The 13104-nt window shown below is 73.5% G+C and carries 17 protein-coding genes; 10 read left to right on the top strand and 7 right to left on the bottom strand.

Going from position 1 to position 13104, the window contains the following annotated elements; genetic code table 11:
- The first annotated feature begins 45 nt into the window (after window positions 1-45).
- From ACFYPD_RS00540 to ACFYPD_RS00530, 3 genes are all read left to right on the top strand, one after another.
- Window positions 46-960 (top strand): MurR/RpiR family transcriptional regulator, encoded by a 915-nt coding sequence (locus ACFYPD_RS00540; RefSeq protein WP_387107201.1) that lies wholly within the window; start codon window positions 46-48, stop codon window positions 958-960.
- Window positions 957-1904 (top strand): N-acetylmuramic acid 6-phosphate etherase, encoded by a 948-nt coding sequence (gene murQ, locus ACFYPD_RS00535; RefSeq protein ID WP_387107199.1) that lies wholly within the window; start codon window positions 957-959, stop codon window positions 1902-1904. Before ACFYPD_RS00540 ends, murQ begins: the two co-directional genes overlap by 4 nt.
- Before the next feature lie 460 nt (window positions 1905-2364).
- Window positions 2365-3354 carry an RNA polymerase sigma factor RpoD/SigA gene (locus ACFYPD_RS00530; RefSeq protein WP_387107196.1) on the top strand — a complete coding sequence of 330 codons (990 nt, stop codon included), beginning with the start codon at window positions 2365-2367 and terminating at the stop codon, window positions 3352-3354.
- 68 nt (window positions 3355-3422) lie between these two features.
- On the opposite strand, the gene ACFYPD_RS00525 is transcribed toward ACFYPD_RS00530, so the two are convergent.
- Window positions 3423-4391 carry an NlpC/P60 family protein gene (locus ACFYPD_RS00525; RefSeq protein ID WP_387107194.1) on the bottom strand — a complete coding sequence of 323 codons (969 nt, stop codon included), beginning with the start codon at window positions 4389-4391 and terminating at the stop codon, window positions 3423-3425.
- A gap of 494 nt (window positions 4392-4885) precedes the next feature.
- Here ACFYPD_RS00525 and ACFYPD_RS00520 point away from each other — a divergent pair, with 494 nt between their 5' ends.
- Window positions 4886-5404, top strand: coding sequence for a DUF6232 family protein (locus ACFYPD_RS00520; protein ID WP_387107192.1), 519 nt, complete (start codon window positions 4886-4888; stop codon window positions 5402-5404).
- A 9-nt stretch (window positions 5405-5413) separates the two neighbouring features.
- Here the strand turns inward: ACFYPD_RS00520 and ACFYPD_RS00515 are convergent, their stop codons facing one another.
- Complete coding sequence (locus tag ACFYPD_RS00515; protein WP_387107189.1) at window positions 5414-5743, bottom strand: DUF3817 domain-containing protein; 330 nt, start codon at window positions 5741-5743, stop codon at window positions 5414-5416.
- A gap of 25 nt (window positions 5744-5768) precedes the next feature.
- The gene (locus tag ACFYPD_RS00510) at window positions 5769-6188 is read right to left on the bottom strand and encodes a hypothetical protein (RefSeq protein WP_387107186.1); all 420 of its coding nucleotides are present in this window, start codon (window positions 6186-6188) and stop codon (window positions 5769-5771) included.
- A gap of 121 nt (window positions 6189-6309) precedes the next feature.
- Here ACFYPD_RS00510 and ACFYPD_RS00505 point away from each other — a divergent pair, with 121 nt between their 5' ends.
- The 3 genes from ACFYPD_RS00505 to ACFYPD_RS00495 are packed head-to-tail and all read left to right on the top strand — an operon-like array spanning window position 6310 to window position 7503.
- A complete protein-coding gene (locus tag ACFYPD_RS00505) occupies window positions 6310-6609 on the top strand; it encodes a DUF6158 family protein (RefSeq protein ID WP_387107183.1) in 300 nt (99 codons plus the stop codon).
- Window positions 6609-6932: an SRPBCC family protein gene (locus ACFYPD_RS00500; RefSeq protein ID WP_387107180.1), complete on the top strand. Its 324-nt coding sequence runs from the start codon at window positions 6609-6611 to the stop codon at window positions 6930-6932. Before ACFYPD_RS00505 ends, ACFYPD_RS00500 begins: the two co-directional genes overlap by 1 nt.
- Before the next feature lie 31 nt (window positions 6933-6963).
- Window positions 6964-7503, top strand: coding sequence for a DUF1360 domain-containing protein (locus ACFYPD_RS00495; RefSeq protein WP_387107178.1), 540 nt, complete (start codon window positions 6964-6966; stop codon window positions 7501-7503).
- 58 nt (window positions 7504-7561) lie between these two features.
- Here ACFYPD_RS00495 and ACFYPD_RS00490 read toward each other — a convergent pair whose 3' ends face one another.
- Genes ACFYPD_RS00490 through ACFYPD_RS00480 form a run of 3 tightly spaced genes read right to left on the bottom strand, consistent with a single transcriptional unit; the run spans window position 7562 to window position 9173 of the window.
- The gene (locus ACFYPD_RS00490) at window positions 7562-7771 is read right to left on the bottom strand and encodes a hypothetical protein (protein WP_387107175.1); all 210 of its coding nucleotides are present in this window, start codon (window positions 7769-7771) and stop codon (window positions 7562-7564) included.
- A gap of 40 nt (window positions 7772-7811) precedes the next feature.
- Window positions 7812-8045, bottom strand: coding sequence for a hypothetical protein (locus ACFYPD_RS00485; protein ID WP_387109077.1), 234 nt, complete (start codon window positions 8043-8045; stop codon window positions 7812-7814).
- Between the two features lie 39 nt (window positions 8046-8084).
- Window positions 8085-9173, bottom strand: coding sequence for a 3-deoxy-7-phosphoheptulonate synthase (locus ACFYPD_RS00480; protein ID WP_387107172.1), 1089 nt, complete (start codon window positions 9171-9173; stop codon window positions 8085-8087).
- Between the two features lie 265 nt (window positions 9174-9438).
- Here ACFYPD_RS00480 and ACFYPD_RS00475 point away from each other — a divergent pair, with 265 nt between their 5' ends.
- Window positions 9439-9654, top strand: a complete 216-nt coding sequence (locus tag ACFYPD_RS00475; RefSeq protein ID WP_387107170.1) for a hypothetical protein — start codon at window positions 9439-9441, stop codon at window positions 9652-9654.
- On the opposite strand, the gene ACFYPD_RS00470 is transcribed toward ACFYPD_RS00475, so the two are convergent.
- On the bottom strand, window positions 9629-10342 hold the full coding sequence (locus tag ACFYPD_RS00470; RefSeq protein WP_387107167.1) for a phosphodiesterase: 714 nt from the start codon (window positions 10340-10342) through the stop codon (window positions 9629-9631). The genes ACFYPD_RS00475 and ACFYPD_RS00470 overlap by 26 nt on opposite strands.
- 81 nt (window positions 10343-10423) lie before the next feature.
- Here ACFYPD_RS00470 and ACFYPD_RS00465 point away from each other — a divergent pair, with 81 nt between their 5' ends.
- Complete coding sequence (locus ACFYPD_RS00465) at window positions 10424-11716, top strand: M16 family metallopeptidase (RefSeq protein WP_387107165.1); 1293 nt, start codon at window positions 10424-10426, stop codon at window positions 11714-11716.
- Window positions 11713-13059 carry a M16 family metallopeptidase gene (locus ACFYPD_RS00460; RefSeq protein ID WP_387107163.1) on the top strand — a complete coding sequence of 449 codons (1347 nt, stop codon included), beginning with the start codon at window positions 11713-11715 and terminating at the stop codon, window positions 13057-13059. Before ACFYPD_RS00465 ends, ACFYPD_RS00460 begins: the two co-directional genes overlap by 4 nt.
- Window positions 13060-13104: the final 45 nt, after the last annotated feature.

Below are 13104 nucleotides of genomic sequence, written 5' to 3'. Positions count from 1 at the left end.
GCCGTCATGGTTGACGGTCACGCCTCATGAAAGTAAGTTTCATCCGTGGCGAAGAGTCCGAAGATTTCTGCGAGTCACGAGCCCGGTGGACTGATCGTCCACATCAGCGGGCTGCTGCCCTCGCTGTCCCCGGCCGAGCAGCGGGTGGCCCGGCTGGTCGTCTCCGATCCGGCCGCCGCCGCCCGGCGTACGATCACGGACCTCGCCACCGCCGCCGAGACATCGGAGGCCACCGTCATCCGGTTCTGCCGGTCGGTCGGCATGGACGGCTACCCCCAGCTGCGCATCCGGCTCGCCGCCGAGGCCGCCCGCCGGATCGAGCCACCGGACGCCCGGGTGGTCGGCGGCGACATCCCGCCCGGCGCCGACCTGGCCCAGATCATCGCCACCATCGCGTTCAACGACGCGCGGGCCGTCGAGGAAACCGCCGAGCAGCTCGACCCGGCCGTCTGCGAGCAGGTGGTCGAGGCGATCGTCGCGGCCGGCCGGATCGACGTCTACGGCGCCGGCGCCAGCGGCTTCGTCGCCTCGGACTTCCAGCAGAAGCTGCACCGCATCGGCCGCACCGCCTTCTACTTCCCGGACGTGCACACCGCGCTCACCTCGGCCGCCCTGCTCGGCCGGGGCGACGTCGCGGTCGGCATCTCGCACACCGGCACCACCTCGGACGTCATCGAGGTGCTCGACCAGGCCCGCGCCCGGGGCGCCACGACCGTCGCGCTGACCAACTTCCCCCGCTCGCCGATCACCGACGTCGCCGACCACGTGCTGACCACCGCGGCCCGCGAGACCACCTACCGCTCCGGCGCGATGGCCAGCCGGCTGGCCCAGCTGACCGTGGTCGACTGCCTCTTCGTCGGGGTGGCCGCACGGAACCGGGCCAAGGCCCGCAAGGCCCTGGAAGCGACCGCCGAGGCGGTCCAGTCCCACCGGGTGGGCGCCGGCCGGAGGCGGGCATGACGGCGGGACGGGTGGAGCGGGACGAGGTGGCCGCCGTGCGGCCCGTGGTCCGGGTGGGCGCCCCCACCGAGCGGCGCAACCCGCACAGCCTCGACCTCGACCTGATGTCGACCCGGGACGTGCTCACCGTCATCAACGAGGCGGACCGGCGGGTGCCGGCCGCGGTGGCCGCCGTCCTCGACGAGATCGCCGAGACCGTCGACCTGGCCGTCGCCGCGCTGCGCGGTGGGAACCGGGTGCACTACTTCGGCGCCGGCACCTCCGGCCGCCTCGGCGTGCTCGACGCCGCTGAGCTGGCGCCCACCTTCAACTCCCCGCGGCACTGGTTCTGCGCCCACCTGGCCGGCGGCCCCGAGGCCATGTGGCGGGCCGTCGAGGACGCCGAGGACGACGAGCGCGGCGGCGCCGCCGAGGCCGCCGAGTGCGTACGCCCCGGCGACCTGGTGGTGGGCCTGGCCGCCAGCGGGCGCACCCCGTACGTCCTCGGGGCGCTCGCCGCATCCCGGGCGCAGGGGGCCGCGACGGTGCTGCTCTGCGCCAATCCGGAGGCCGACGCCGCCGCGTCGGTGGACGTCTTCATCGGGGTGGACACCGGACCCGAGGTGGTCACCGGGTCGACCCGGATGAAGGCGGGCACCGCGCAGAAGCTGGTGCTCAACACGTTCTCCACGGCGGTCATGGTGCGCCTCGGCCGGGTCTACTCGAACCTGATGATCGACATGGTGGCCACCAACGCGAAGCTGCGCGGCCGGATGATCTCGATCCTCATGGAGGCCACCGGCTGCGCCGAGGAGGTGTGCCGCAGCGCCCTCAACGAGGCCGACGGCGACCTCAAGACCGCCCTCGTCTCGCTGGTCTCCGGCGCCGAGGTCTCCGCCGCCCGGGCCGCCCTGGCCCGCTCCGCCGACCAGGTGCGCGGCGCGCTCGCCCTGCTCGCCTCCTGACGCCCCCGCCGGCCGGATCCCCTCCCGGCCGGCTCCGCACCACCGGTGCGACGCGGGTCACGTGCCGGGTGGGTACGGCTCTCCCGCTGCGGATTGTTCAAGGAGGCGTGGGGTAATCCTCACCCGTGGCTGAACCGACCGGCCTGCGGGCGCGTATCTCGCAGTGACCAGGATCGCACCGAAGCGGTGACGCGGGTCGCTGTGTTCATGGAATTCGCAATGGTGCGATTTCCTGAGCGGACGACGATTCCGCTGCTCCGACGCCCTCCGACCGGGGCGTACGCGAGCCACCCGAGCAGGGGTCCTGACAGCAAACATGGACCGGGCTCTCAGCTACTACTCAGGCATTCGTGACAGTTTCGACTCACGACATGGAATCCCCGACGCGTCTCATCTGTTGTGTAGGTGTCAGCACCTACGGGCACAGCGGAGGTTACGGGGAGGGCTGATGAACGTGGGGATGGCAAGGAACCGGGCAACCGGCGCGAGCGAGGGGACCGTGGCAATCGTGGACAAGAACATCGGCATGCGTACCGACGAGGTCGCCGAGGAGCGGGACCTGGTCGGCGTCTACCTGCACGAGATCTCCCGTACGCCGCTGCTGGACGCCGCCAAGGAGGTCGATCTCTCCAAGGCGATCGAGGCCGGCCTCTACGCCGAGCACCTGCTCGGCGCGGACCGCGTCCCCGCCGGCGTCGACCGGGAGGACCTGGAGCGGCTGGTCGTCGAGGGAGAGCGCGCGAAGGACCTGTTCATCCGCGCCAACCTGCGACTGGTCGTCTCGATCGCCCGCCGCTACGTACGGTCGGGCATGCCCATGCTGGACCTGATCCAGGAGGGCAACACCGGCCTGGTCCGGGCGGTCGAGAAGTTCGACTACGAGCGCGGCTACAAGTTCTCCACCTACGCGACCTGGTGGATCCGCCAGGCCATCAGCCGGGCGATCGCCCAGCAGGAGCGCACCGTGCGCCTGCCCGTGCACCTGGTCGAGGACGTCAACCGGATGCGCAACGTGGCCCGGCAGCTCACCCGTGAGCTGGGCAGCGACCCGGAGCCGGAGCAGATCGCGGCGGCCCTCGGCGTCACCGTCGAGCGGGTCAACGAGCTGCGCCGCTGGTCGCAGGACACCGTCTCGCTGGACACCCCGGTGGGCGACGACGGCGACACCAACCTCGGCGACCTGGTCGCCGACAGCGACGCCCCGTCGCCGGAGGAGATCGTCCTCACCGGCCTGGAGCGGCAGCGGATCGAGGGTCTGCTCAACCACCTCGACGACCGTTCGGCCGGCATCATGCGGGCCCGGTACGGCCTGGAGGACGGGCGTGAGCACTCGCTGACCGAGGTGGCCTCGCGGTTCTCGCTCTCCCGCGAGCGGATCCGCCAGCTGGAGATCCAGGCCCTCGGCCGGCTCCGTGAGCTGGCCCGCGCGGAGGGGCTGCAGGCGGCCTGAGCTGGTAGTAATGGAATCGACGAACGGCCGGCGTCCGATAGGGGGACGCCGGCCGTTCGCCGTCCGGGTCAGCGCACCCGGCCGTAGCCGGCGATGCTCATGATGTCCATGTCGCGCTTGTTGACGTTGCGGCCCGCGCTGGGCGCGTCGATGATCTGGCCGCCGCCCACGTAGAGCGCCACGTGCCCGAGACCGGAGTAGAACACCAGGTCGCCGGGTTGCAGCGAGCCCCGGCTGATCCGTGAAGTGGCGTTCCACTGCATCGCCGCGTTGTGCGGCAGGGACCTGCCGGCGGCCCGCCAGGCCGCCAGGGTCAGCCCGGAACAGTCGTAGCTGCCGGGGCCGTCGTCGCCGTAGCCGTACGGCTTGCCGATCGCGCCGTAGGCGTAACGCACGGCCACGCCGGCGGAACCGGAGATGGCCGGGGCGCTGCCGGCGGAGCTGGACCGCGCGGGCGTCTCCGTGGCCCGGCCGTACGCCTTGCGGCGCAGCTCGTAGAGGCGGGCCAGGTCCGCCTCGATCTTCTTCTTGCCGGCGGTCAGCTGCTTGGCCTGCGCCGCCTCCCGGGCCAGCGTGGCGTCGAGCCGGGTCTTCTGGTCGATGAGCCGGCGCTGGCTCTCGGTGAAGCCGCTGATGGTCTGCTGCCGCTGGCGGGTCAGCTGGTCCAGGGTGCCCAGCCGGTCCGGCAGCGTGGCCGGCCCGCCCGGCTCCAGCAGGGCCTGCACGGTGCGCATGCCCCCGGTCTTGTACGCCGTGGCGGCGAGGACGCCGACGTCGGCCCGGCTCCGCTCGGCCTGCTCCTGCAACGGGCCGATCCTGGCCTGCAACGTGGCGGCGGTGGCCTTGTTGGCCTTGATCTCCTCGTTGAGCTTGTTGTACGACTCGACGATTCGCTCCAGCTCAGTCGAGGACTTCTCGATCTGCTTCGTCAGCTCGGCAGGGGTGGGCTCGGCCCGAGCCACCGACGCCGGGGCGAGCAGCGCGGCCGAGAGGCCGGCCACCGCCAGCGAGCGCAGCAGGATCCGTAAGGACGACAAGAGCGGAAAGCTCCTCTCCGATTCCTCGCCGGCGCGGCGTGCCACCCGGCGACACCGACCCCGGGGCCATCCGGGTGGATGGCGGTCGACCGGACCGGCCTGCCCAACCTAACCCGTGACCGGAGTGACGGGGAGTTGAAGCAGGGGCGAAAGTTGGCAAAGTGTCAGGAAGTGCCGCCGGTGCCGGTGACGCTTGGTGACCGGTTCGCGGGCGGGCCGTCGTGGCGCCGGAATCGGCTGGGCGGATCGCACCAGTGGCCCGATTCGTCGTTCTGGGCGGATGTCGCCAGGCAGCGCGGCGCAAAGTCGCGACAAAGGCGGAAATTGGTCCTGTTTCCTGGCGCGACCGTCGTTCGGCCGCAGGCGCGTGGCCAGGGAAAACGCCAGGCCGGGTGGCGCGCCGGCAACACAATGAAGCGCGGAGGCCGGGAATCCCGCAGTGCGGCAACGCCGACGGCGCGGAGGCCCGGCCCGCGAACCCCCGGGAGGCCGCCGTGCAGACCGATGGCTCCACCACCCGCCCGCCCCGGTCGCCGGGCGCGGCCTCATCCACCCTGCTCTACGCCCGGCCGGGCATCGTGGTCACCGGCGAGCGCTTCACCGTGGGCCGCAACAGCTGGCCGGTCGCCGAGATCACCCAGCTCTGGACCGCCCGCGGCCCGCACGACCGGCTCGCCCTCCGGGCGGTCGGCGTCTCCGCGGCGCTGATCGGCGCGGTCGGTGTGCTGCTCGGCTTCACCGGCGGGCTGCAACGGCTCACCGCGGCGGCGTACCTCACGCTGGGCGCGGTCGGGCTGCTGCCGCTGCTGCTCGTGCTGATCGGGGACCGCTGGCGGCCTCCCTCGCACGAGCTGTGGGGCCGGCTCCGCGGCACCGAGGTGCTGCTGTTCAGCAGCGACAACGAGCGGCAGTTCGGCCAGGTCACCCGCGCCCTGCAACGCGCCCGGGAGGGGGCACGCCACGGCGGCTGGGCGGCCCCGCCGGCGGCCGAGGCGTGGCGGCCGAACCGCTGACCGGCCGGGTCAGCCGGCGACCGGCTCCGGGGTCCGGGTCGCCCGCTCGGCGGCCATCCAGTGGCTCACCCGGCGCTCGGCGTAGAACGAGACGAACGGCACGGTGCCGGCGAGCATCACGAGCAGCATCCGCTTGAGCGGCCAGTCGGCCCGGCGCGACAGGTCGAAGGTGAGCGCCAGGTAGATCATGTAGAGCCAGCCGTGCGCGGTGCCGACCACGGCCACCACGGTCGGATTGTCGAAGCCGTACTTCAGCGGCATGCCGATCAGGACCAGCACCACCAGCGCCACGCCCACGATCCAGGCGATCACGCGGTACCGGGTAAGGGCTCCGCCCACCGTCGTCCGTCCTTCCGCACCGGCCTCAGCCGGGATAGTCGCCGGGCCTCGCGCCCGGGTTGGCGTTCAACCATGCAAGGTAGCGGTTGTAGGCGGCCAGTTCGCCGTCGTCGGCCCCGCCGACCGGGACGGCCGGCACCCGGCTGACCCGCACCGGCCGGCGTACCGCCGGGGTGGCGGCGGCCGGCTCGGGGCCGGCGGCCGTCGGCGGCGCCGGGGTGGTCGGCTCCTCGCGCGTGGCCCGCAGCGTGTGCCGCAGTTCACGCCACCAGACGAAGACCACGAAGGCGGCGAAGACCGGCCACTCGATCGCGTAACCGAAGCTCAGCGTGTTGCCCCCGGCGGCCCGGGTGACCTGCCACCAGCCCAGCCCGAGAAAGCCCACCACCAGCACGACCATGGCCACGTGGCGGGCGATCCACGCCGGTGTCCAGAGCCGCTTCATGCCATCGAGGGTACCGGGCCCACCGGCCGTCTCCGACGCGGTGTCGTAGGTGGTCGGGTTTGGTGGCAGCCCGGCTGGGCATCCGTCTAGACGCCAGCCCGAACGAGACGAGGGGGCGACGATGACCGAATCAGTACGCCGTGACGCCAGCCCGGAGCAGCGGGTGACCGAGTGGGACGGCGACCACGCCCGCACCCAGGACGTCGACGGTGAACTGCTCGGGGTGGACCCCGCCGAGCTCGGCGACGAGGACCTGATCCGGGAGATGCAGAGCCTGCACCGGACCCGGCTGGACACCCTCCGGCACGCCACCGACTCGGCGCTCGCCAACCACCTGCGCCGCACCGCCGAGCTGGAGACCGAGTACCTGGCCCGGAACCCGGGCCGGGAGGTCGACCCGAGCCGGCTCCGGGACGCCTGATGAGCAACCACGCCGAGCGCGGCATGTCCGCGCCCCCCGAGGTGGTTTTCAACACCGCCACCGACCCGGACCGGTCGTCGGCCTGGCTGCCCGAGGAGCTGCGCCGCTCCGGCACGCACCGGGTGGAGGTGGTCGACGCCGAGGACATGCGGGCCCGCTGGAGCTCCGAGGCCGCCGGCTGGTCGGCGGACATCGACGTGGAGCCGGCCGACGCCGGTGGCGCCCGGGTCCGGCTCGACCTGAACGGCACCGACCACGGGATGGCCGACGAGATCCTGGCCAGCCTCGCCCGCGAGGTGTCGGACAACCTGAACGCCGGCTGAGCCGGCCGCCACGACGAGAAAAGGAGGCCGGGTGACCGGGAGTGGCCTGAAGCAGAAGGTGGCGCGGCTGCGCCAGGCGTACGCGCCGCACGAGTACCGGCCGCTGGGCGGCTACCTGGCGGCCATGGGCACGTACGGCGCCGTCACCGCGTCGCTGGTCGGCCTGGTCAAGGCGACCGGCCGCCCGGTGCCGGAGCGGCCCTCGCCCGGGGATGTGGTGCTGCTCTCGATCGCGACCCACAAGCTGAGCCGGCTGCTCTCCAAGGACGCGATCACCAGCCCGCTCCGCGCGCCGTTCACCCGGTACGACCACCCGATCGGCAGCGGCGAGGTGATGGAACAGGTCCGCGACCAGGGCAGCGCCACCCGGCACGCCCTCGGCGAGCTGTTGAGCTGCCCGTTCTGCCTGGCGGTCTGGGTCGCCACCGGCCTCACCGGCGGGCTGGTGCTGGCACCCCGGCTGACCCGCCTCGTCGCCACCGCGCTGACCGCGGTGGCGGCCTCCGACTTCCTCCAGATGGGGTACGCGGTGGCCCAGCAGGCGGCCGAGGGCGGGCACCGGAAGGACTGACCGCACGACGGAAAGGGGGCCGGCGCGGCGCGCCGGCCCCCTTCTCGCGTTCCCGGGCTCAGGTGGGGGTGGTGCCGTGGTCCTCGCCGGCCCAGCCGCGCGACGCCTCCGGCTCCCTCTCGTCGCTGTCCTCACCGGTGATGACATCGTCGGAGACCGCGGTCTGGTCGTGCTCGCTGGCGAAGTCGGGCTCCGGCAGCGTGTCCGTGCCCTCGGGTGGCTCGCCGAGCGCCGGAGGGTGCTCGTGTTCCTCGTTGCGGTCGGTCATGGCGCTGTCCTCTCCGTCCTCGGGCCGCCTCGCCGCCGGCTCAGGCCACCGTCCCGCCGAGCAGGTCGGCCGCCTCGTCGACCGCGTACTCGCCCTCGGGCAGCCTGTCGATCCGGGACAGCAGGTCGGCGGGGAGCTCGGCGGACACCGCCCGGCGGTAGATGTCCGCCTGGCTCATCCGCTCCTGGCCACGGAAGATGTCGTCGAGCAGTTCGTCGAGCTGCCGGGTGTCCGGCTGCTCGGTCACGGGCGCGTCGTCGGTCACGCCGACCAGCTACCCGGGCCCGAATCGGTCAAACGTCCCCACCCCCGCTCACGCGGGGGTGGGGAGGGTGGCTCGGCGGGTGCGGACGGCCTGGGCGAGGTGGTCGAGGACCTCGGCCGTGGCGTCCCAGCCCATGCAGGCATCGGTCACCGACTTGCCGTACTCCAGCTCGCGGGTGGGGTCGAGGTCCTGGCGGCCGGGCTGGAGGAAGCTCTCCAGCATGATGCCGACGATGCCGCGCTGGCCGGCGGCGAGCTGGGCGGCCACGTCGGCGGCGACCCGCGGCTGGTTGCGGTGGTCCTTGCCGCTGTTGGCGTGGCTGGCGTCGACCACCACCCGCTCGGGCAGCCCGGCCGCGCGCAGCAGGTCCAGCGCCCCCGCCACCGATTCCGCGTCGTAGTTCGGCCGGCCACCGCCGCCGCGCAGCACGAGGTGACCGTCGGCGTTGCCCCGGGTGTGCATGATCGCCGGGGTGCCGGAGACGTCGATGCCGGGGAAGACGTGCGGCACGCCGGCCGCCCGGATCGCGTCCACCGCGGTGGAGATGCTGCCGTCGGGGCGGTTCTTCATGCCGATCGGCATGGACAGGCCGGAGGCGAGCTGCCGGTGCACCTGGCTCTCCACGGTCCGGGCGCCGATCGCGCCCCAGGCCACCGTGTCGGCGATGTACTGCGGGGTGATCGGGTCGAGGAACTCGCAGCCCACCGGCAGGCCCAGCCGCACCACGTCGAGCAGGAGCGCCCGGGCGGTGCGCAGGCCGGTGTTCACGTCGCCCGAGCCGTCCAGACCCGGGTCGTTGATCAGGCCCTTCCAGCCCACGGTCGAGCGCGGCTTCTCGAAGTAGACCCGCATCACCACGAGCAGGTCGTCGGCGAGCCGGTCGGCGACCTGGCGCAGGCGGCCCGCGTACTCCAGGGCGGCGGCGGGGTCGTGCACCGAGCAGGGGCCGACCACGACCAGCAGCCGGTCGTCGGCCCGGTCCAGCACCTGGCCGACGGCACGCCGGCCGGCCACCACGGCCTCGGCGAGGGAGTCCTCCAGGGGCAGGTGGTGGTGCAGCAGGGCCGGGGTGGTCAACGGCACGACGCGGTCGATCCGCTGGTCGATGACCCGATGGGCGTCCGGGGTCGTCGTCACGGTGGGGTTCCTTCCGCCGACCGTTCCCCGGGGCCGGCGCCCGGGATCGAGCCGGCTGCTCGTACGCGAAAGGGCAGGGAATCATCCCTGCCCGGCCGGCTCGAAGAGGAAGTGACGTCAGCTCATGGTCGAGTCACCGGCTCCTCCAGCCGGCTGCCTAAACCATCGATACGACCACGTCACGGCCGTCAGCGTACCCGACTTCAGGGGCGGGTCCCACCCGCTCGTCGGGTAGGCCGCGCCCCCGTGGGGGTATGGGGACGGCATGAGTCACCACGAGAGCGACCAGGACCGGATCGAGTCCCGTGCCCACCTGCTGCCCGAGGAGGCGGCGGTGGGCAGCGAGGATCCGGAGGCGCAGGCCGACGCGATCCTCGCCGAATCGGACATCCGGGAGGAGGACCGGAACGTCGCCCCGGACACCGTGCTGGAGCACCGGACCTCCGAGCAGACCGTCACCCCCGTCGAGCCTCCCGACTGAGCACGACGCCGCGGGCTCGCCGGGAACCCCGGTAGGTGGTGTCCCGCAACCAGGCGAGCGGACCGGCCAGCCGCAGGCCCGGCGGCACGTTGCCGACCGGGTCGAAGGCCAGCGCGGCGTCCTCCCGGGTGCCTCGCCGGCTGCCCAGCCGGACCTCGCCGAACGGCCGCCAGGGCCCGACCGCGGAGGCCACCGCCAGCACCAGCCGCGGCCCGTCGGGGCCGGCCACCGCCGGGAGTTCGGCCAGGCCGCGGCCCAGCTCCGGCGAGTCCGGGTCGGCCAGCACGGCCAGGTACAGCCGCCGCCGGCCGGCCCGGAAGGACATGATCGAGCTGTACGTCCCGGTGAAGCCGCGCCGGGGCAGCGGCAGGTGACGCAGCACCGGTGCGGCGGCGCTGGAACTGGCCAGCAGGTCCACCGGCGGCTCCGGGTCGCGGTGCAGCCGGATCCCCACCCCCAGCACGTCCGGCCAGCTCCCGGGAGTGGGCACGCCTTTCGACAGGCGGACCGTCGCCGGCCACCGGTCGGGCAGGTCGAGCAGCGGCACGCCGGTCGGTGGGCCCGGCGTACCCCAGATCAGCGCCTCGGCGGAGAAGGTGCGGCCGGCGGGATGCAGCAGCCGGGCGCGCCGGAGCCGGGCGAGCAGGAGGGCGGCGCGCTCGACCGCGGAGGATGCGGGGGTGGACATGCCGGGCGAGTACCCCGGCGCGCGGCGACGATGCTCCCCACGCGTCACCTTTCCACCCGCGAGATCGGATAGCGTCGTGCCATGCCCGACAGCGGTTACCCCTGGCCGATCGAGACGACCCGACTGGACAACGGTCTGCGCGTGGTGGTGAGCGAGGACCGCACCGCCCCCGCGGTCGCCGTGAACATCTGGTACGACGTGGGTTCCCGCCACGAACCGGCGGGCCAGACCGGCTTCGCCCACCTCTTCGAGCACCTGATGTTCGAGGGCTCGGTCAACGTGGCGAAGACCGAGCACATGAGGCTCATCCAGGGCTCCGGCGGCTCGCTCAACGCCACCACGAACCCGGACCGGACCAACTACTTCGAGACGGTCCCGGCCGAGCACCTGGAGCTGGCGCTCTGGCTGGAGGCCGACCGGATGGGCGGGCTGGTCCCGGCGCTGACCCAGGAGACGCTGGACAACCAGCGGGACGTGGTGAAGAACGAGCGCCGCCAGCGCTACGAGAACGTGCCGTACGGCGACGCCTGGCTGCGGCTGCTGCCGCTGCTCTACCCACCCGGGCATCCCTACCACCACGCCACGATCGGCTCGATGGCCGACCTGAACGCCGCCGACCTGGCCACCTTCCAGGCGTTCCACCGCACCTGGTACGCGCCGAACAACGCCGTGCTCACCGTGGTCGGCGACACCACCGCCGCCGAGGTGTTCGCGCTGGCCGACAAGTACTTCGGCGGGCTGCCGTCGCGCGAGGACATGCCGACGGCCCCGGACGGGCGCGCCGTCCCGGCCACCGGCCGGCCCGCCGTGGAGACGGTGACCGCCGACGTGCCCGCTCCCCGGGTCTACGTCGCGCACCGCACCCACCCCTACGGCACCCCGGGATACGACGTGACGACCGTGCTCGCCACCGTGCTGGGCACCGGCCGGGGCAGCCGTCTATACCAGCGCCTCGCCGACGGGGAACGGATCGCCCAGCCGGACCTGGTCGGGGCGTACGGCGTGGACCTGGCGCACGGCCCGGCACCGCTGATCGCCACCGCCACGGCCCGCCCCGGGGTGTCCGGCGACCGGCTGCGCGAGGGGCTGACCGAGGTGGTCGACGAGCTGGCCACCGTGCCGGTGACGGCGGCCGAGCTGGACCGGGCCAAGGCGCTGCTGAGCACCCAGTGGTGGCGGCACATGTCCACGGTGGATGGCCGAGCCGACGTCCTCGGCCGGTACGCCACCCAGTTCGGCGACCCGGCGAAGATCGGTGAGCGGCTGCCCGCCTGGCTCGCCGTCACCGCGGAGCAGATCGCCGAGCAGGCCGCCGAGCTGCTCGGGCCGGCCGACCGGGCGACCCTGACCTACCTGCCCGAGGAGACCTCATGACGCTGATCGCCACCCGTCCCGGGCCGGGCGCCGCCCGCCCGTACCGGTTCCCGCAGGTGGTCCGCCGGTCCGCCGCCGGCGGGCAGGTCGTGGCCGCGCACCTGCCCGGGCAGAACCTCGCCGTCGCGCTGCTGCTGCTCGACGGCGGCGCCGGCCGGGAGCCGGTCGGCAAGGAGGGGCTCGGCGGGGTGCTGGCCAAGGCGCTGGAGGAGGGGACCGCGCAGCGGGACGCCACCGCGTACGCCCTGGCGATCGAGGCGCTCGGCACCGAGCTGGTGACCGGTCTCGACTGGGACTCCTTCCAGGTCAGCGTGCAGGTACCGGTGGACCGGCTGAGCGCGGCCGTGGAACTGCTCGCCGAGGCGGTGCGGACGCCGAAGCTCGACCCGGCGGACGTGCGCCGGGTCCGCGACGACGAGGCGACCGCCCTGCGCATGGACTGGGCGAACCCTGGTCCGCGGGCCGACGCCGTGCTGCGCGCCGACCTGTTCGGCGCGGACAACCGCTGGGGTCGCCCGATGTACGGGGACCCGGAGAGCGTGGCCGCCCTGGACGTGGACGACGTGACCGTCTTCCACTCCGAGTGGTTCATCCGCCCCGGCACGCTGATCGTCGCCGGTGACCTGGACCGGATCGACCTCGACGCGCTGGCCGCGACAGTGTTCACCGGGGCCGGCGGCGCGGCGGCGGACAAGGGCGGCCCGATCGAGGTGCCGCTGTCCGACCGGCGGCGGATCATCCTGGTCGACCGTCCCGGCTCGGTGCAGTCCACGCTCCGCCTCGGGCACCCGGCGCCGCACCGCGCCCACCCGGACCACGTGCCGATGTCGCTGGCCGGCACGGTGCTCGGCGGGGCCTTCACCTCCCGGCTCAACCACCTGATCCGCGAGGTGCGCGGCTACACGTACGGGATCCGCGGGGACTTCGCCTCGTCCCGCCGGTTCGGCCGGTTCGCCATCAGCTCCGGGGTGCAGACCGCGGTGACCGCGCCGGCCCTGGTCGAGGCGGTCGGCGAGGTCTCGCGTACCCAGCTCACCGGGGTGACCGAGGACGAGCTGGCGGTGGCCCGCTCCTGGCGGGCCGGCCAGCTCTCCGTCGAGCTGCAGAGTCCGCGGGCCATCGCGTCGGCGCTGACCACGCTGGTCGTGCACGACCTGCCGGACGACTACCACGCCCGGCTGCGCGAGGCGCTGCTCGCCGCGACCGTCGAGGAGGTCTCCGCGGCGGCCGCCACCCACCTGCACCCGGAGTCGCTCACCCTGGTCGTCGAGGGCGACGCGGCGGTGATCCGGGACGAGTTGGTGGCCGCCGGCCTCGGCGACGTGGTCGACCACGCGTCCTGACCCGGCTCCGGCGCGGTGGCGGTGTCGACCGGCCGGGGACACCGC

Source organism: Micromonospora sp. NPDC005299 (assembly GCF_042872345.1).
In the GTDB taxonomy this organism is placed as follows: domain Bacteria; phylum Actinomycetota; class Actinomycetes; order Mycobacteriales; family Micromonosporaceae; genus Micromonospora.
This window is presented reverse-complemented; position numbering and strand designations above follow the sequence as displayed.